Annotated in this window: 15 protein-coding genes; 7 read left to right on the top strand and 8 right to left on the bottom strand. The window is 71.9% G+C overall.

The genetic code is table 11. The features are described from left to right. Nucleotides 1-36: 36 nt before the first annotated feature. The 4 genes from OG413_RS20965 to OG413_RS20950 form a co-directional block, all read right to left on the bottom strand. Nucleotides 37-1275, bottom strand: coding sequence for an MFS transporter (locus OG413_RS20965; protein ID WP_266807692.1), 1239 nt, complete (start codon nucleotides 1273-1275; stop codon nucleotides 37-39). Between the two features lie 286 nt (nucleotides 1276-1561). Continuing rightward, nucleotides 1562-2584: an endonuclease/exonuclease/phosphatase family protein gene (locus OG413_RS20960; RefSeq protein WP_266807691.1), complete on the bottom strand. Its 1023-nt coding sequence runs from the start codon at nucleotides 2582-2584 to the stop codon at nucleotides 1562-1564. 191 nt (nucleotides 2585-2775) lie between these two features. Further along, complete coding sequence (locus OG413_RS20955) at nucleotides 2776-3498, bottom strand: TetR/AcrR family transcriptional regulator C-terminal ligand-binding domain-containing protein (protein ID WP_266807690.1); 723 nt, start codon at nucleotides 3496-3498, stop codon at nucleotides 2776-2778. A 162-nt stretch (nucleotides 3499-3660) separates the two neighbouring features. Then, nucleotides 3661-5286, bottom strand: coding sequence for a DHA2 family efflux MFS transporter permease subunit (locus tag OG413_RS20950; protein WP_266807688.1), 1626 nt, complete (start codon nucleotides 5284-5286; stop codon nucleotides 3661-3663). Between the two features lie 171 nt (nucleotides 5287-5457). On the opposite strand from OG413_RS20950, the gene panB reads away from it, so the two are divergent. The 3 genes from panB (at nucleotide 5458) to OG413_RS20935 (ending at nucleotide 8324) form a co-directional block, all read left to right on the top strand. After that, nucleotides 5458-6345 (top strand): 3-methyl-2-oxobutanoate hydroxymethyltransferase, encoded by an 888-nt coding sequence (gene panB, locus OG413_RS20945; protein ID WP_266807686.1) that lies wholly within the window; start codon nucleotides 5458-5460, stop codon nucleotides 6343-6345. A 120-nt stretch (nucleotides 6346-6465) separates the two neighbouring features. Continuing rightward, nucleotides 6466-7479, top strand: a complete 1014-nt coding sequence (locus OG413_RS20940; protein WP_266807684.1) for an ATP-binding cassette domain-containing protein — start codon at nucleotides 6466-6468, stop codon at nucleotides 7477-7479. Then, nucleotides 7476-8324, top strand: coding sequence for an ABC transporter permease (locus OG413_RS20935; RefSeq protein WP_266807682.1), 849 nt, complete (start codon nucleotides 7476-7478; stop codon nucleotides 8322-8324). Before OG413_RS20940 ends, OG413_RS20935 begins: the two co-directional genes overlap by 4 nt. 113 nt (nucleotides 8325-8437) lie before the next feature. On the opposite strand, the gene OG413_RS20930 is transcribed toward OG413_RS20935, so the two are convergent. Next, entirely contained in the window at nucleotides 8438-11866 is a 3429-nt protein-coding gene (locus tag OG413_RS20930) for a BTAD domain-containing putative transcriptional regulator (protein WP_266807681.1), read from the bottom strand. 159 nt (nucleotides 11867-12025) lie between these two features. On the opposite strand from OG413_RS20930, the gene OG413_RS20925 reads away from it, so the two are divergent. After that, nucleotides 12026-12835 carry a site-2 protease family protein gene (locus tag OG413_RS20925; protein ID WP_266807679.1) on the top strand — a complete coding sequence of 270 codons (810 nt, stop codon included), beginning with the start codon at nucleotides 12026-12028 and terminating at the stop codon, nucleotides 12833-12835. A gap of 21 nt (nucleotides 12836-12856) precedes the next feature. Here the strand turns inward: OG413_RS20925 and OG413_RS20920 are convergent, their stop codons facing one another. Continuing rightward, on the bottom strand, nucleotides 12857-13036 hold the full coding sequence (locus tag OG413_RS20920) for a hypothetical protein (RefSeq protein ID WP_266807677.1): 180 nt from the start codon (nucleotides 13034-13036) through the stop codon (nucleotides 12857-12859). An 83-nt stretch (nucleotides 13037-13119) separates the two neighbouring features. Next, entirely contained in the window at nucleotides 13120-13830 is a 711-nt protein-coding gene (gene npdG / locus OG413_RS20915) for an NADPH-dependent F420 reductase (RefSeq protein ID WP_073724997.1), read from the bottom strand. Between the two features lie 140 nt (nucleotides 13831-13970). Here npdG and OG413_RS20910 point away from each other — a divergent pair, with 140 nt between their 5' ends. Both OG413_RS20910 and OG413_RS20905 read left to right on the top strand, forming a co-directional pair. Next, nucleotides 13971-14573, top strand: a complete 603-nt coding sequence (locus OG413_RS20910) for a hypothetical protein (RefSeq protein ID WP_266807675.1) — start codon at nucleotides 13971-13973, stop codon at nucleotides 14571-14573. A 190-nt stretch (nucleotides 14574-14763) separates the two neighbouring features. Continuing rightward, nucleotides 14764-16020: an MFS transporter gene (locus OG413_RS20905; RefSeq protein ID WP_266810271.1), complete on the top strand. Its 1257-nt coding sequence runs from the start codon at nucleotides 14764-14766 to the stop codon at nucleotides 16018-16020. Between the two features lie 148 nt (nucleotides 16021-16168). Here OG413_RS20905 and OG413_RS20900 read toward each other — a convergent pair whose 3' ends face one another. Then, on the bottom strand, nucleotides 16169-16402 hold the full coding sequence (locus tag OG413_RS20900; RefSeq protein ID WP_266807673.1) for a hypothetical protein: 234 nt from the start codon (nucleotides 16400-16402) through the stop codon (nucleotides 16169-16171). A 58-nt stretch (nucleotides 16403-16460) separates the two neighbouring features. Here OG413_RS20900 and map point away from each other — a divergent pair, with 58 nt between their 5' ends. Next, nucleotides 16461-17318: a type I methionyl aminopeptidase gene (gene map, locus OG413_RS20895; RefSeq protein WP_266807671.1), complete on the top strand. Its 858-nt coding sequence runs from the start codon at nucleotides 16461-16463 to the stop codon at nucleotides 17316-17318. The last annotated feature ends 106 nt before the right edge of the window (nucleotides 17319-17424 follow it).

The raw sequence follows: 17424 nt of genomic DNA, 5'->3' as shown, positions 1-17424 counted from the left end.
CGTCCGGGCCGGGCCCGGACGGCGGTCGCCCCCTTCTCAGTCGCCGGACGGGCTCGCGACGCGCGCCCCGGGCTCCGCGTCGCGCCGGGAGCGCGGGTCCGCGCCCGCCACGATCCGGGAGGCCCCCGCCGTACGGTCGCGGTCCAGCACGCCCGCCGTGACCGCCACCGCCAGCCCGATCACTGCCAGGACCGCGCCGACCAGGGCGGGGGACGTCCAGCCCCAGCCCGCCGCGATGGCCACACCGCCGAGCCACGCGCCACCCGCGTTGGCGAGGTTGAAGGCGGAGTGGTTGGAGGCGGAGGCGAGGGTCGGGGCGTCCTTGGCCTTGTTCATCACCAGCATCTGGAGCGGAGTGGTCGTCATGAACCCGACCCCGCCCAGCAGCACCACCAGCACCAGCGCCGCCCACCGCACATGGACGACGAAGGGGAAGACGGCCAGGACCACGGCGAGCGCGCCCAGCGATCCGTAGAGCGTGGGGCGCAGCGCCCGGTCCGTCAGCGGTCCGGCCGCCAACGCGCCCAGGGTCATGCCGATGCCGAAGAGGGCGAGCACCAGGGTGACCGAGGACTCGCCGAAGCCCATCGCCTTCGTCGTCATGGCCGAGAGGTAGGAGTAGACGGCGAAGACTCCCGCGAAGCCGAAGACCGCGGTGAGCAGCCCGAGGAGCACCTGGCGGTTTCCGAGGGCGCGCAGTTCGTGGCGGACGTTCTGGTGCGCCTCGACCGGGATGTGCGGGACGAGCCGGGCCAGCGCGGCCATCGCGCACAGTCCGATCACCGCGACGACCAGGAAGGTCGCCCGCCAGCCGAGGTGCTGGCCGAGCAGGGTGGCGGCGGGGACGCCGACGATGTTGGCGACGGTGAGGCCGAGGAACATCGTCGCGACGGCCCGCGCCTGACGCCCTTCGGAGACCAGCCGGGCGGCGACGACCGCGCCGACGCCGAAGAACGCGCCGTGCGGCAGCCCGGCGAGGAACCGTCCGGCGAGCAGCCAGCCGAAGTCCGGGGCCAGCGCCGAGGCCAGGTTGCCGACGGTGAACAGGGCCATCAGGAGCAGGAGCATCCGCTTGCGCGGGATCCGGGAGCCGAGGCCGGTGAGCAGCGGGGCGCCCAGGACGACGCCGATCGCGTACGCCGATACGAGGTAACCGGCGGTGGGCACGGACGTTCCCAGGTCGTCGGCCACATTGGGCAGGAGGCCCATCATGACGAACTCGGTCGTGCCTATGCCGAAGGCGCTCACGGCCAGGGCGAGCAGGGCCACGGGCATGGGGGAGGAACCTTTCACAGCGGTACGGGGGCGGAGTTCACCGCGGTACGGGGGGCGGAGTGCACTGCGGTACGGGGCCGCGAGCAGGGAGCCGTTGCCCCGGGCACACACGGTGCCGGGCAACGGCTCGGGCTTCGCCGACGGTCTCACCGGCGGCGTTGCGGGCGAGAACTTGGGGACCGGGGCCGTCCCGTCATCCCTGGCGGAGCAGCCCTCGGACCTTATGTAAGTATCCGGAACAAATTCTCGCAGACGTTTTATGCCGCGAGGTGAACGGACCGTTGCGTCAGAGTTCGACGCGGGCGGCGATCGGGAGATGGTCGCTGTCGGTTGCCGAGAGCGTCCACGAGGACAGTGGCTCGACGCCCTTCACCATGATCTGGTCGATCCGCGCCATCGGGAACGAGGCGGGCCAGCTGAACCCGAAGCCGTTGCCCGCGGCGCCCTGGGTGGAGCGCATCTGCGCGGTGACGGCGTTCAGTGAGCGGTCGTTCATCGTGCCGTTGAGGTCGCCGAGCAGCACCACCCGGTCGAGCGGCTCGTCGGCGATCGCCTCGCCGAGGGCGTCGGCGCTGTCGTCGCGCTGGTTGGCGGTGAATCCGGCGTGCAGCTTCACGCGCACGGACGGCAGGTGGGCCACGTACACCGCGACCTTGCCGCTCGGCGCGGTGACGGTGGAGCGCATCGCGCGGGTCCAGCCCATCTTGATGTCGACGGGGCGGGTGTCGCTCAGCGGGTACTTGCTCCACAGCCCGACGGTGCCCTGCACCGAGTGGTACGGATAGCGGTCGGCGAGCGACTTCTCGTACGTCGCCACCTGCCCGCCCGGCAGCTCCTGGAGGGCCACGACGTCCGCCCCGGAACCCGCGACCTGCTGCGCGGTGCCCGCGGGGTCGGGGTTGTCCGCGTTGACGTTGTGGGTGGCGACCGTGAGATCGCCGCCGGTGCCCGCCTTGTCGGTGAGCAGGCCGCCGAACAGGTTGAGCCACACCACGACTGGCAGGAGCAGGGCGATCAGCGCGGTCGCCGAGCGTCGCACCACGCCCAGGACCAGCAGGACCGGGACGAAGAGCGCGATCCAGGGCAGGAAGGTCTCGATGAGACTGCCGAGGTTGCCGACGGCGTTCGGCATCTGCGCGTGGAAGATCATCAGCAGGGTAATGAGGACCGAGCAGACCGCCAGCACGATCCCGCGCCGCCACATCCCGCGATCCGCCGACCAACGCTCACGCAGATCCCGGAAGCGGGACCCGGTGCGCCGTGGTTCCGCGCTGTCGTTACCGGTGTCCGTTCCGTACGCCTGCACCATCGCGCTGTCCTCACTGCATTGCCGTGCCCATTGCCGCGCTCTTGACCCTAGGCGATGTGCGGCGTCTTTCCCGCCGCCGACGGCGGCCGTACGGAGGTCAGGACGAACGGAGCGGGACCGCAGGTTCCGGTATGGGCCCGGCCGTGCGGGCTTGTGACAGAACACTCACACTCGCACCGGCCCTCGGCGCGTCATCCGTGACCTGCGGCTTCGGGGGCCAGGCCCTGGAGCAGCACCCGGATGACGCTGTCCGCGAGGTCCTCGGGCAGCGCCGCGTCGGGGCGGTGGACGGTGCGTACGAGCATGGGGCCGACGAAAAGGTCGTCGATCAGTTCCACGTCGATGTCGTCCCGGAGCTCGCCCGCGTCCACCGCCCGCCGCACCGCCGCCAGCATCGCGACCCGGCGCGGCGCGATCACCGTGCACTGGTACTCGGACCACAGCTTGGGGTGGCTCTTCATCTGCGCGAAGACGTTGTGCAGGAGGACGGAGGAGCGCTGCGCGAGGCCGCGGGTGCGCAACGACTCCAGGAGCAGCCGCAGATCGGCGAGTCCCGCGGTGCCGGAGACGGCGGGGTCGGCGGGCTCCATGTCGCGCAGGACGTCGACGAAGAGCTCCTCCTTGCCGCTCCAGCGCCGGTAGATGGTGGCCTTGCCGACACCCGCGGTGCGGGCGATGCGCTCGATGGACAGGCCGGCCAGGGGCTCCCCGGCCTCCAGGAGTCCGATGACGGCGTCCAGGATGGCCCGTTCGGCCGCGGCGCTGCGGGGGCGGCCGCGCCGGGGCTCCGGCTCCGGCTCCGGCGAGGAGTCCGGCTCCGGCGCGGGGTCCGGGCCGTCCGCGTCGTCACGCTGCCGCGCCCGACCCGCGTCGTCACGGAGCCGCGCGTCGTCCGCGTGATCCTGTTCCCGCACCTGCATCCGCCTCTCGCCGCGCCGTCCGGCCGTGCTGCTTTGCTGCCGTGCTGCCGTGCTGCCGTGCTGCCGTCGCCACGATTCTCGCCGACCCGGAGCGTGCCGGACGACGTTCGGCCGGGGGCCACCCCGTCGGGGGACCCCCGGCCGGGGGTGACGGGACTACCGGCCGGCGGCCTTTCCTTCCAGTACGGGCTCGTCGCCCGCGCCGCCGCGGGCCGTCGCCCCGTCCACGTGGACCGGGAGCCGTCCCGGGAGGAACAGGCCGACGACCACGGCGCCGATCAGGGCGACGGCCGCCGAGCTGAGGGCGGTGACGTGCATGGCGCCGATGAACGCGTCGTTCGCCGCCGCGACCAGCGGCTTGCCCGCCGGGCCCAGCTTGGCGGCGACCCCCAGGGTGGCCTCGATCGACTCCCCCGCGACGTCCCTGGCCCCGGCCGGGACCCCGGACAGGTGTCCCTCGATGTCGCCCCGGTAGACGGTGGACAGCACCGAGCCGAGCACGGCGACGCCGAGCGCTCCGCCGACCTGGCGGAAGGTGTTGTTGATGGCCGAGCCGGAGCCCGCCTTCTCCCGGGGCAGCGCCTGCATCACGGCGACGGTGACCGGCGGCATGATGTGCGCCATACCGGTGCCCTGGACGAAGAAGACCAGGCACATCACCCAGACCGGCGTACCGGCGTCGAACAGGCCGAACGCCGCGAGCCCGCCCGCGACCAGCAGCATGCCCACGGTGCACACGGCGCGGGCGCCGAACCGGTCGACGACCAGCCGGGCGCGCGGCGCGAAGATCATCTGGGCGGCGGCCAGCGGCACGATCAGCAGCCCGGACTCCAGCGCGCTGTAGCCGCGCACGCTCTGCAGATAGAAGGCGGAGAAGAAGGTCACGCCCATCAGCGCGAAGAAGACCAGGGCGATGGCGGCCACGGCGGCGGAGAAGGCGGGCTTCTTGAAGTACGAGATGTCGATGGCCGGGTGGCTGCTGCGCTTCTCGTGCCAGACGAACCCGGCGAGCACGACGAGGCCGCCGATGGTCGAGACGAGCACGGTGGTGTCGGTGAAGTCGGCGAGCTCGCCGCCGCGGATGATGCCGTACACGAGCAGGACGAGGCCGACGATGGAGAGCACGACACCCAGCGGGTCGACCTTGCCGGGCTTCGGGTCCCGGGAGTCCGGTACCAGGATTGCCATCGCGACCAGTGCGACGATCACCACGGGAACGTTGACCAGGAAGATCGAGCCCCACCAGAAGTGCTCCAGGAGCAGCCCGCCGGTGATGGGTCCGATGGCGATGCCGAGGCCGACGCTGCCCGCCCAGATGCCGATGGCCTTGGGCTGCTCGTCACGCTCGAAGACGTTCATCAGGACGGCGAGGGTGGCGGGCATCACGAACGCCGCGCCGAAGCCCATCAGCGCGCGCCAGGTGATGAGTTCGCCCGGCGAGGAGGAGAGCGCGGCCAGGGCGGAGCCGATGCCGAAGACCAGGATGCCGAAGAGGAGGACCTTCTTGCGGCCGATACGGTCGCCGAGCAGGCCCGCGGTGAAGAGCAGCCCCGCGAAGACGAGCGTGTAGGAGTTGATCGCCCACTCCAGCTCGCTCTGGGTGGCGCCGATGCCGGTCGGGGCGGGGCTGGCGATCGTCTTGACCGCGACGTTGAGGATCGAGTTGTCCAGCACCACGATGAGCAGGCTGAACATGAGAACGGTGAGGATCGCCCAGCGGCGGCGGTGGATCGCTTCCGGGACACGGGGCACGGCGACGGGAGCGCCGGACGGTATGGACATGGGCCCGACCCTAACCCACTTACGATACGGGACCGTCTCGTATTAATAAGTCTTTACCCTCCTCGATGACTCGTGCGGGCCCACTTCCCGGTGGCCGCGCGGGGATGCCACCATGGAGGGGATCCGGGGACGCCGTCAGGGCGCCTCGAGATGACGAAGGAGCCGTTGGCCATGTCGCTTCAGGCTGCGCAGAATCAATCAGCCCCATCCCCCGCCGGTCCCACCACCGACAGCAGCAAGGCGCTGTACGGAGGCAAGGGCACCCGCCGCATCACCGTCCACGACATCGCCGCCGCCACCGAGCGCGGCGAGAAGTGGCCCATGCTCACCGCCTACGACGCGATGACCGCGTCCGTCTTCGACGAGGCCGGTATCCCGGTCATGCTCGTCGGGGACTCCATGGGCAACTGTCACCTCGGCTACGAGACCACCGTGCCCGTCACGATGGACGAGATCGCCATGCTGTCCGCCGCCGTCGTCCGGGGCACCACGCGCGCCCTCATCGTCGCCGACCTCCCCTTCGGGTCGTACCAGGAGGGCCCCGTCCAGGCCCTGCGCAACGCCACCCGGCTGGTCAAAGGATCCGGGGTCGGCGCGGTGAAGCTGGAGGGCGGCGAACGCTCCCACGAGCAGATCCGGCTGCTGGTCGAGGCGGGCATCCCGGTCATGGCCCACATCGGCCTGACCCCGCAGTCCGTCAACGCGATGGGCTACCGGGTGCAGGGCCGCGGCGAGGAGGCCGCCCAGCAACTGCTGCGCGACGCGAAGGCGGTGCAGGACGCGGGCGCGTTCGCCGTCGTCCTGGAGCTCGTACCGGCCGAACTGGCCGCCGAGGCCACCCGCACCCTGCACATCCCGACCGTCGGCATCGGCGCCGGACCCGACACCGACGCCCAGGTGCTGGTCTACACCGACATGGTCGGCCTGACCGGCGGCAAGGTGCCGCGCTTCACCAAGCAGTACGCCAACCTGCGCCAGGTACTCGGCGACGCGGCGAAGGAGTTCGCCGACGAGGTCGTGGGCGGCTCGTTCCCGGCTCCCGAGCACACGTTCCACTGACCCACCGCGGACCATTTCCCGCATCACCGACAGCCCGCCGACATCCCCCATCGGCGGGCTGTCGCCCGCCTGTCGGGGGAATGTCGGCGGGCTGTCGGTGGCGGTTGGTCCCATGAGGACATGACACGAACCGACAAGAACCCCAGGCGCGGCGCGAACGCCGTCGAGGTACGGGGGCTGGTCAAGCACTACGGCTCGACCAAAGCGCTGGACGGCGTGGACCTCGATGTGAGCCAGGGCACCGTGCTCGGTGTGCTCGGCCCCAACGGCGCGGGCAAGACCACGCTCGTACGCTGCCTGTCCACCCTGATCCTCCCCGACGCGGGACACGCCGTCGTCGCGGGCTACGACGTGGTGAAGCAGCCCCGGCAACTGCGCCGGACCATCGGCCTGACCGGCCAGTACGCCTCGGTCGACGAGAAGCTCTCCGGCTGGGAGAACCTCTACATGGTCGGGCGCCTGCTCGACCTGTCCCGCAAGCGGGCCCGGTCCCGCGCCGACGAACTCCTGGAGCGGTTCTCGCTCACCGCCGCCGCCCGGCGCCCGGCGATGGACTACTCCGGCGGCATGCGGCGCCGGCTCGACCTGGCCGCCTCCATGATCGGCAGCCCGGCCGTCCTGTATCTGGACGAGCCGACGACGGGGCTCGACCCCCGTACCCGTAACGAGGTCTGGGACGAGGTGCAGCGGATGGTCGAGGAGGGGGCGACCGTGCTGCTCACCACCCAGTACATGGAGGAGGCCGAGCAGCTCGCCGACGAGCTGACGGTCATCGACCAGGGGAAGATCATCGCGAGCGGCGGGGTGGACGAGCTCAAGGCGAAGGTCGGCGGCCGCACCCTCCAGATCCGGCCCTCGGACCCGGCGCAGCTGGCCGCGATGGCCCAGGCGCTCAGGGAGGCCGGACTCGACGGGATCGCGGGCGCGCAGGCCGTACCGGACGAGGGGCTGCTGCTCGTGCCGATCCTCAGCGACGAGCAACTCACCGCCGTCATAGGGCTGCTGGGCACCCGGGGTTTCTCCCTCGCCCATGTGGCCACCGCACTGCCCAGCCTGGACGAGGTGTTCCTCGCCATCACCGGTGAGAAGTCCCCGTCCGTGACCGACACGATCCCCGAGGAGGTCGCGGCATGAGCACGGCGACTCTGACGCCCACGCCCACCGGGTCCGTACAGCCGAAGGCGCTTCCCGGCGAGGGCCGAATCGGCCTGCGGGCCAACCTGCGGCACATCGGGGCCCTGGTGCGGCGCAATCTGCTCCAGATCAAGAAGGACCCCGAGTCGATGTTCGACGCGGTCCTGATGCCCATCATCTTCACGCTGCTCTTCGTGTACGTCTTCGGCGGCTCGGTCGGCGGCAGCCTGGGCGGCGACCGGCAGGACTACCTGAACTACCTGATCCCCGGCCTGATGGCGATGATGGGCATGAACATCGCCTCCGCGGTCGGCTCCGGTGTCAACGACGACTTCCGCAAGGGCGTCATGGACCGGTTCCGGACGATGCCGATCGCCCGCTCCTCGGTCCTCATAGCGAAGATCGTGGTCGAGCTCGGCCGGATGATGGTCGCCACGTTCATCCTGCTGGCCATGGGCTTCGCGCTCGGCATGGAGCTCAAGTCCTCGGTGCTCGGGCTGATCGAGGCGATCGCCCTGTCGGCGGTGTTCGGCGCCGCCATCATGTGGATCTTCATCCTGCTCGGACTGTCCATGAAGACGACCCAGGCGGTTCAGGGAACGGGGATGCTCGTGCTGATGCCCCTCCAGTTCGGCTCCTCGATCTTCGCCCCGACACAGACGATGCCCGGCTGGCTCCAGACCTTCACCGAGTACAACCCGCTGTCCAACCTGGCGGACGCCGCGCGCGGTCTGATGATGGGCGGGCCCGTCGCCCACTCGGTGTGGGTGACGCTGGGCTGGGCGGCGGTGATCACGCTGGTGGTTGCACCCGTCGCGGTGTCCAAGTTCCGCAAGAAGACCTGATCCCGCGGCATCCCCGGCGTCAACCCGGGCCCGCGCCCGCCCGGCAGCCGCGCCGCCGGGCGGGACGCCACCGGGCAGCCGCGCGCACGGGGCGGGACGCCACCGGGCAGCCGCTACACGTACCTGCCCGCCAGGGCGGTGACCTCCTCCAGCGTGAGGCCGCCGCCCTCGGCGTACGCCCGCGCGTAGGCGGCGTCACCGAGCACGGCGCGGGTGATCTCCTCGGCGCGGGCCAGATTCCGCCGCTCCGTCGTCCTCGGCACATGCCCCTCGGGCAGCCTCGCCGCCCGCAGGCCGAGCACCCGCGCCGCGTCCCTGCCGCCCCGCTCGCCACCGATCCCGCCGAGCGCCCAGGCCACGGCGATCAGATGGACGGCGGTCATCTGCGGCGCCACCATCTGCGACAACCGGTCCTGCGCCCGCTCCAGGGCCAGCAGGGCCCGCCGCAACGCCGTGGTGTGGTCTCCTTCGAGGTTGTCCAGCCAGGCCAGCACCCCGAGCACGAACCCGCCGAAGATCGCCACCGTCTCCGAATCGAACTCATCGCTCAGCAGGGCCAGTTGCTCCCTGGCCTCGTCGATACGGCCGTCCTGGCCCAGCCACAGGCCCAGATGCATCCGGGCGGCCGGGGTCGCTTCGCTCCCCGAATACCGTCCCCCGTCGATGACTTCGCGCAGGATGGCCTCCGCCTCCTCGCCCCGGCCGGTCTCCGTGAGGATGGCCGCGTACCGGGCCCGCAACAGCCCGACCTGGGCCTGGGCGCCCAGTTGTCCCGCGTAGCCGACAGCGGCCAGGAAGTCCTCGGCGGCAGCGGCGAAGTGCCCGGCCTGCTCATGGGCCTCGCCCCGGGAGGAGAGCGCCTCGGCGGCGCCCCACGCATCGCCGAGCCGGACGAAGATCTCCAGGCTCTCCTCGGCGTCCGCCCGCGCCCGGTCGGCCGATTCGGCATGGTTGGCCAGGAAGTTGGCACGGTTCTGGAGTGCGGCGGCCAGCTCCCATTCGTAGCCGAACTCCCGGCAGGCCCGGACGGTCTCGTCCAACACCTCGTGCAGCTGACCGGCCTCGCCGGTCAGCATGACGGCGTACATCCAGAGATTGCCCGGGTCACGGCAGGTCTGCGGCTGGCCCGGCCGGTAGGTCTGCGTGATCACCCGCAGCCGCTCCAGGTTGTCCCCCTTCATCCACAGGTCCATCGCGTGGTCCATGCTGGCCAGTTGGACGAGGGCGACCCCCCGCCGCGCCTCCTGGAGCAGCTCGGGCTCCATCGGCGGCGGCGAGTCGATGGCCTGCCGCCGGAGCGAGGGGGCCGAGGTGCCCGGCGGGGCGAACGGGTCGGGGCCCAGGGCGGCGACCGCGTCGGCCCAGTGTCGGCCCTCGGTGCGCAGATCGCGCATCAGCCAGTACCAGGCCAGCGAGAGCACGAGGCAGAGCGCCTCGTGCTCGTCCCGTGCGGCCACCGCACGGCGCAGCGCGACGCGCAGATTCTCGTACTCGCGCTGGAGACGTTCGATGGCGGCCCGCTGTCCGCCACCGCGGAGTTCCGGGGCGGTGGTCCGGGCGAGCTCCCGGAAGTACACCAGGTGGCGGCCCTCGACGGCGCCCCGCTCGGCCGCCTCGTCAAGGCGCTCGGAGGCGTACTCGCCGACGGTCTCCAGGAGCCGGTAGCGCATCTCACCGTCACCGCCCGGAGCGGCGACGACGAGGGACTTGTCGACAAGGGAACCCAGGAGCGCGGCGACGTCCCGGGAGTCGACCAGGTCGAGGGCCCCGCCTTCCCCCGCGGGGTCCGCTCCGGCGGGCAGGGCGCAGACCTCCTCGGCCGCGGCGAGCGCACAGCCGCCCGCGAACACCGACAGCCGGCGCAGCACGGCGCGCTCGGCACGGTCCAGCAGGTCCCACGACCAGTCGACCACGGCGCGCAGGGTCTGCTGGCGGGGCAGCACGGTGCGGCTGCCGTTGGTCAGCAGCCGGAAGCGGTCGTCCAGCCGGTCGGCGATCTGGCGCGGGCTGAGCATCCGCAGCCGGGCCGCGGCCAGTTCGATGGCGAGCGGCAGCCCGTCGAGCCGGTGACAGATCTCCGCGGCGGCCGCCGCGGTCTCCTCGTCCGCGTCGATCCGGAAGCCGGGACTGGCGGCGTTCCCCCGGTCGGCGAGCAGCCGCAGCGCCATCGGGTCCGGCAGCGGGTCGACGGGACGGACGAATTCGCCCGGTACGCCGAGGGGTTCGCGGCTGGTCGCCAGGACGGTGAGCTGCGGGCAGTGGGAGAGGAGGTGGTCGGTGAGCGCGGCGGCGGCCTCGATGACGTGTTCGCAGTTGTCCAGGAGCAGCAGCATGCGCCGCCGGGAGCAGTGCTCGGTGAGGCGTACGAGCGGGTCACCGGCACCGCGCTCGGCGGCCCGCAACTCCTCCGCACCGGCACCGCGCAGCACGGTCTCGCGGGCACCGAGCGCGGTCAGTACGGCCTCGGGTACGGCGTCCGGGTCGTCGACGGGTGCCAGTTCCGCCATCCAGACACCGTCCGGCCACGCGGCGGCGACCGTCTCCGCCGCCTCCTGGGAGAGCCGGGTCTTGCCCGCGCCGCCGGGGCCGAGCAGCGTGATCAGGCGGCTGCGGGTGAGGTCCTCGCGCAGGGCGGCGATGTCCGTCTCCCGGCCGACGAAGCTGGTGAGCCTGGCCCGCAGATTCCCGGCCGGGGGTGACGGGGGCGCGGGTGCGGAGTGCTTCCGTGGAGCCGTATGGGCAGGGTGAACCGGGTGGGACGGGTGGGCCGAGTTCGACGGATTCGTCCGGTTCGCAGCGTTCGCCGGTGGTGCGGCTGCCGCTGTCTGGTGCAGCAGTTCGTCGTACAGGGCGCGCAGTCCGGGCCCCGGGTCGGCGCCGAGCCGGTCCGCGAGTATGGAGCGCGTCCCCTCGTACGCCGCCAGCGCCTGCGCCGTGCGGCCCGCGTCACGCAGGGCCCTGATCCGCAGGGCCTGGAGCGGTTCGTCGAGCGGGTGGGCGTCGCAGAGCGCGGCCAGTTCGGGCAGGGCCTCGTCCGCCCGGCCCAGGGCGAGGGCCGCGGCGAACCCGGTCCGCCGGGCATCGAGCCTGCGGGCCTCCCAGCGGGACGCGGCGGCGGCCCGGTCCGGCAGATCGGCGAGGGCCGGTCCGCGCCACAGGCCGAGGGCCTCCTCCAGCAGCGCGGCGGCCCCGGCGGCGTCCCCCCGCTCCAGGGCCCGGGTCCCCTCCCCCGCGAGCCGCTCGAAACGGTGCAGGTCCACGGCGTCCGGCTCGGCGGTGAGCCGGTAGCCGCCGTCCGCCGACGCGACGGCCGCCCGGCCGAGCGCGCGCCGCAGCCGGCCCACGAGCGCCTGGAGGGCACCCGCCGCGTCGGCGGGCGGATCACCGTCCCACACCTCGTCGACGAGCACCCCGGCCGGGACCGTACGGCCGGGGCGCAGCGCGAGAACGGTGAGCAGGGCGCGCAGCCGCGCCCCGCCGAGGGCGACGGCCGTGCCGTCGTCGCGGAGTGCCCGGGTGGTGCCGAGGATGCAGTAGCGCACGGGCCCATTGTCCGCGACGGACCCCGCGAAGAGCACGCCGCCCGGGCCGCGTGTGCGGAACTACCGCCCCGGCTCACGACGTTCCCGTCGTGCCGCCCGTACTGTCCGTACCGCCCGTACTGTCGAAGGCCCCGCCCAGTCACCAGGAGTTGTGTGCCGATGACCACCGCAGCCAAGCGCAGCGACCGGAGGATCAGCCCGGTCTTCCTCGGGATCGTCGCCGTCACCGCGGTCTCGGGCTGGGCGGTGTGGACGGACTTCGCCGAGCAGACCGGTTTCGCGGTCTTCCTCTTCGTCACCGGGGCCTGGATCGTCTCGCTCTGTCTGCACGAGTACGCGCACGCCCGCACCGCGCTGCACAGCGGGGACCTCTCGGTCGCGGACAAGGGGTACCTGACCCTGAACCCGCTCAAGTACACCCATGCCCTGCTGAGCATCGTGCTGCCGGTGCTCTTCGTGATCATGGGTGGGATCGGGCTGCCCGGTGGCGCGGTCTACATCGAGCGGGGCCGTATCAGCGGCCGTTGGAAGCACAGTCTGATCTCCGCGGCGGGCCCCCTGACGAACGTGCTGTTCGCGGTCGTCTGCACGGCGCCGTTCTGGCTGGACGCACTGGACGGTGTCCCGCCCGCCTTCCAGTACGCGCTGGCGTTCCTCGCGATGCTCCAGGTCACCGCGGCGATCCTGAACTCGGTACCGATTCCGGGGCTGGACGGCTACGGCGTGATCGAGCCCTGGCTCTCGTACCGGATCCGCCGCCAGGTCGAGCCGATCGCGCCGTTCGGGCTGATCGCCGTGTTCGGCATCCTGTGGATCCCCGAGGTGAACATCGCGTTCTTCGACGCGATCGACGCGCTGCTGCGGAGCCTGGGCGTCAGCGAATTCTCGACGCGCTGCGGGCTCGACACGTACCGCTTCTGGCAGGAGTTCTGGGACGAGCAGGACCCGCGCTGCGCGGTCGCGGGCTAGGGGCCGGGCCGGGCCCGGCTCTCAGGCGGCGTCCGCCGCCCGCATCCGGTGCCTGCGCACGTAGAACCAGGTCATGTTCGACGAGAGCCCGGCCACCAGTACCCAGAGGATCCCGAGCAGGCTGCCCTGGGCGAAGGAGACCACGGCTGCGACGACGGCGAGAACGCAGACGACGAGGGCGTAGATGGCGAGGCGGGGCATGGGGAGTGGCTCCTGTGTCCGGGATGATGCGCGGTCCCGTCCAGTGTCCCTCATGCCCCGTTCCGCTCTCGGCGCGGTCCGGCTCAGACGTCGGTGGCGCGCAGTCCCGCGTGTGCCTTGTAGCGGCGGTTGACCGAGATCAGGTTCGCCACCAGCGACTCGACCTGGTGGGCGTTGCGCAGCCGGCCCGCGAAGATGCCGCGCATCCCGGGGATGCGGCCCGCGAGCGCCTGCACGATGTCGGTGTCGGCGCGCGCCTCGCCGAGCACCAGCACATCGGTGTCGATCTCCTCGATCGCCTCGTCCTGGAGCAGGACGGCCGAGAGGTGGTGGAAGGCCGCCGTCACCCGGGAGTCCGGCAGCAGGGCCGCGGCCTGCTCGGCGGCGCTGCCCTCCTCCGGCTTCAGGGCGTAGGCGCCCTTCTTGTCGAAGCCGAGCGGATTGACGCAGTCGATCACGAGCTTGCCCGTGAGCTCCTCGCGCAGCGATTCCAGCGTCTTGGCGTGGCCGTCCCACGGAACCGCGACGATCACGATGTCGCTGCGCCGCGCGCAGTCGGCGTTGTCCGCGCCCTCGACGCCGAATCCCAGCTCGGCGGCGGCCGCGGCGGCCCGTCCGGCGTCGCGTGAGCCGATGGTCACCCGCTGCCCGGCGCGGGCGAGGCGGTAGGCGAGGCCGCGGCCCTGCGGACCGGTCCCGCCGAGCACGCCGACGGTGAGTGCGGATACGTCGGGCAGGTCCCAGGGGTCCTTGGCGGGGGGCTTGGGAGCGCTGCCGCTGTCATGGGTAGTCATGAGGGCGACCCTACTGCCAGGTAGTACGGGGAATCCCGCGCCGACGGACGTACGGCCCCCTCGTTCCGCGTCTGCCCCTTTCGGGTGGGGCGGCGCCAACCGACAGCGGGGCGACCGGTCTTGGGGCATGATGCCGGGCCATGGATGCCGTACGTGTCGCCCTGCTCCGTGACGTACTCGCCGGGACCGAGTGGCCCGCGGCGACCCGGCGGTTCGCGGGGGCGCTGCGCTCGTCCGTCGGGCCGCAGGGCGGCGGACTGCTGCTGGTGGGGACCGAGGTGTACGAGCCGTGGCATCTGGCGGCGCATCTGGTCGACGAGTCCGCCTGGTCGGGGCTGCCGGAGCTGCGCCCCACGCTCGTACGCCACCGGGTGGAGCCGGGCGATCCCGCGCATCTGGCGGTCGGCCTCGGCCGGATCGAGGCGGCCGGGCAGGGCGAGACCCTGCTGATGGTGGCGCCGGAGCGGCCGGACGGCGGGCTGCTGGAGCGGGTACACGACGCGCGGCGGGCCGGGGCGAGGGTGCTCACGCTGGACGGCGGGGACCCGGAGGTGCGGGGCCTGGCCCATGAGGCGCTCGTGGTCCGCGGCGGTGACGATGTCGACCTCGACACCGTGCAGCACCTGGTGAGCGCGGCCGCCGGGGAGAACGGCCGGGCGGCGCCGCGTGGTCGGCGGACGTTCCGGGACCGGCTCTCCCGGCTGGCCGACCGGCTGACGGAGCCGCCGCCCGCCCGCTGGTAAACCGGTTTGCGCAGAACATCCAAAGGGCCGAGCATGACCCTCTGTGACTTCAGCTACTCCCCCGGCCGACGCGGACGCCCCGGCCGACCCGCACGATCCCCCCGGCCCGGACGCCCCGGACGCCCCGGACGCCCCGGACGCTTCGGATACCCCCGCCGCCGCCCCGGCTTCCCCGCTCCCGGCCAGGCTCCTGGCGCTGTTGCCCGACCTCTCGCCCTGGCGTTCCTCGGCCGATTTCCGGCTGCTGTGGGTCCAGGGTCTGATCACCTTCTTCGGCAGCTTCATGGCCCTGATCGCGCTGCCGCTCCAGATCAAGGAGATGACCGGGTCGCCGCTGGCGGTCGGGGCGATGGGCGCGGTGGAACTGGTTCCACTGGTCGTCTTCGGCCTGTACGGCGGGGCGCTCGCCGACGCCGTGGACCGGCGCAAGGTCATTCTGCTCACCGAGGCGGGGCTCGGGGTGCTCGCCGGCATCCTGCTGGTGAACGCCCTGCTGCCGGACCCGCTGCTCTGGCCGCTGTACGTGGTGGCCGGCGGGGTCTCCGCGCTGGCCGGGCTCCAGCGGCCCGCGCTGGACTCCCTGATGGCCCGGATCGTGCCGCACCACCAGCAGACCGCCGCCGCCGCGCTGAACTCGCTGCGCTGGCAGGTCGGCGCCATCGCCGGTCCCGCGCTGGCGGGTCTGGTGGTGGCCTATGCCGGACACGCCACGGCGTACGTGGTCACGGTCGTCACGTTCGCCGTCTCCGTCCTGCTCTGTCTGCGCCTGGCACCCGCGCCGCCCGCCCACGACGCGCCAAAGCCGTCGCTGCGCGGGATCGCGGAGGGGGCGCGGTACGCCTGGAGCCGGCCGGTACTGCTGGGGACGTACGCGATCGACCTCGCGGCGATGCTCTTCGCCTTCCCGAACACGATCTTCCCGTTCCTGGCGGACGAGCTGGACGCGGAGTGGTCGCTGGGCCTGATGTACGCGGCGGGGTCGGTCGGCTCGCTGGTGCTGGGGCTGACCAGCGGCTGGACCTCACGGGTGCGCAGGCACGGGCTGTTCGTGGTGTTCGGTGCCGCGGCGTGGGGGCTGGCCATCGCGGCGGCGGGCTGGTTCAGCAACATCTGGCTGGTGCTGGTCTGCCTGGGGGTGGCGGGCGCGGGCGACATGCTGAGCGGGCTGGGCCGCGCCACGATCTGGAACCAGACCGTTCCGGAGGAGCTGCGCGGACGGCTCGCGGGCATCGAGGTGCTCTCGTACAGCGTCGGTCCGCAGCTCGGTCAGGTCAGGGCCGGGGCGATGGCCGGCTGGACCGGGACGCGGTCGGCCATCTGGACGGGCGGGGTGGCCTGCGTCGCCTCGGTCGCGCTGCTGGCGGCGGCGCTGCCGAAGCTGATCAAGTACGACTCCGAGACGGACGAGGACGCCATACGGCGGCGGGCGGCGGGCGTGACGTCGTAACCAGGGGCACCGTGACCAGGAACGTCGCGACCGGGGACGTCGTGACCCGGGCACTGTGCACCCGGGCGTCGTAACCCGAACGTCGTGACCCGGGGCGGATCCGCCCGCCCCGGGGGCTGCCCAAGGGGCTCCCTCGGGCCGGAGCGGATCAGTTCGGCGGGGCCGACGGGCCGTCCGTGCGGTCGTGCCACTTGGGGTCGGTCTCCCACTCCAGGTTCCGCTCCTGCGCCGTGTCCATCGCGCGCTGTGCCTCCTCACGGGAGGCGTAGGGGCCGAACCGGTCCTTCGCCGGGCATTCGGGGCCTTCCTCGACCTTCTTGTGCACCAGGCAGTAGTACCACTCGCCCGGTTTGCCGACGGTGCGCTTCTTGAACAGGGCCATCAGAGGCTCCTTTCCTCGGTGCCATGCTGCCCCAAGGACGCTGGTTAGACTCGCTGGCATGTCTGGCCAGTCGCTGCTTGTACCAGGGGAGCTCACTCCCGTCCGTTCCGTACCCGGAAACATCCGGCGCCCCGAATACGTGGGCAAGCCGGCTCCTACGCCGTACACCGGCCCGGAGATCCAGGACGCCGACACCGTGGAGCGGATGCGGATCGCGGGACGCATCGCCGCGCAGGCAATGGAGGAGGCCGCCAAGCACATCGCCCCCGGCGTGACCACGGACGAACTCGACCGCGTCGCCCATGACTTCATGGTCGACCACGGCGCGTACCCGTCGACGCTCGGTTACCGCGGCTTCCCGAAGTCGCTCTGCTCCTCGCTCAACGAGGTCATCTGTCACGGCATCCCGGACTCCACGGTGCTGCGCGACGGCGACATCGTGAACCTGGACGTCACCGCGTACATCAACGGAGTGCACGGCGACAACAACGCCACCTATCTCTGCGGCGACGTGGACGAGGAGTCCCGGCTGCTCGTGGAGCGCACCCGGGAGTCGCTGAACCGTGCGATCAAGGCGGTCCGCCCGGGGCGCCAGATCAATGTGATCGGGCGGGTCATCGAGTCGTACGCGAAGCGGTTCGGGTACGGGGTGGTGCGGGACTTCACGGGGCACGGGATCAATTCCTCGTTCCACTCCGGTCTGATCGTGCCGCACTACGACAGCCCGCACGCGACCACGGTCATGCGGCCCGGAATGACGTTCACGATCGAGCCGATGCTGACGCTGGGTTCCCATGAGTACGACATGTGGGACGACGGCTGGACCGTGGTGACCAAGGACCGCAAGCGGACCGCGCAGTTCGAGCACACGCTGGTCGTGACGGAGACCGGGGCGGAGATTCTTACCCTTCCGTAACGTCCCGTCCGGTTCGTTCCGGGGGTACGCTTTTTACCGACAGGCAGTCGGGAACCAGTTGACTTAGGTAAGCCTAAGTAGGAGGATCGGCGTATCGGCAAGCGCT

Origin of the sequence: Streptomyces sp. NBC_01433 (genome assembly GCF_026340105.1) — a bacterium.
Taxonomy (GTDB): Bacteria; Actinomycetota; Actinomycetes; order Streptomycetales; family Streptomycetaceae; genus Streptomyces.
Note: the sequence above shows the minus strand (reverse complement) of the source record. Positions and strands in the feature narration are given on the sequence as shown.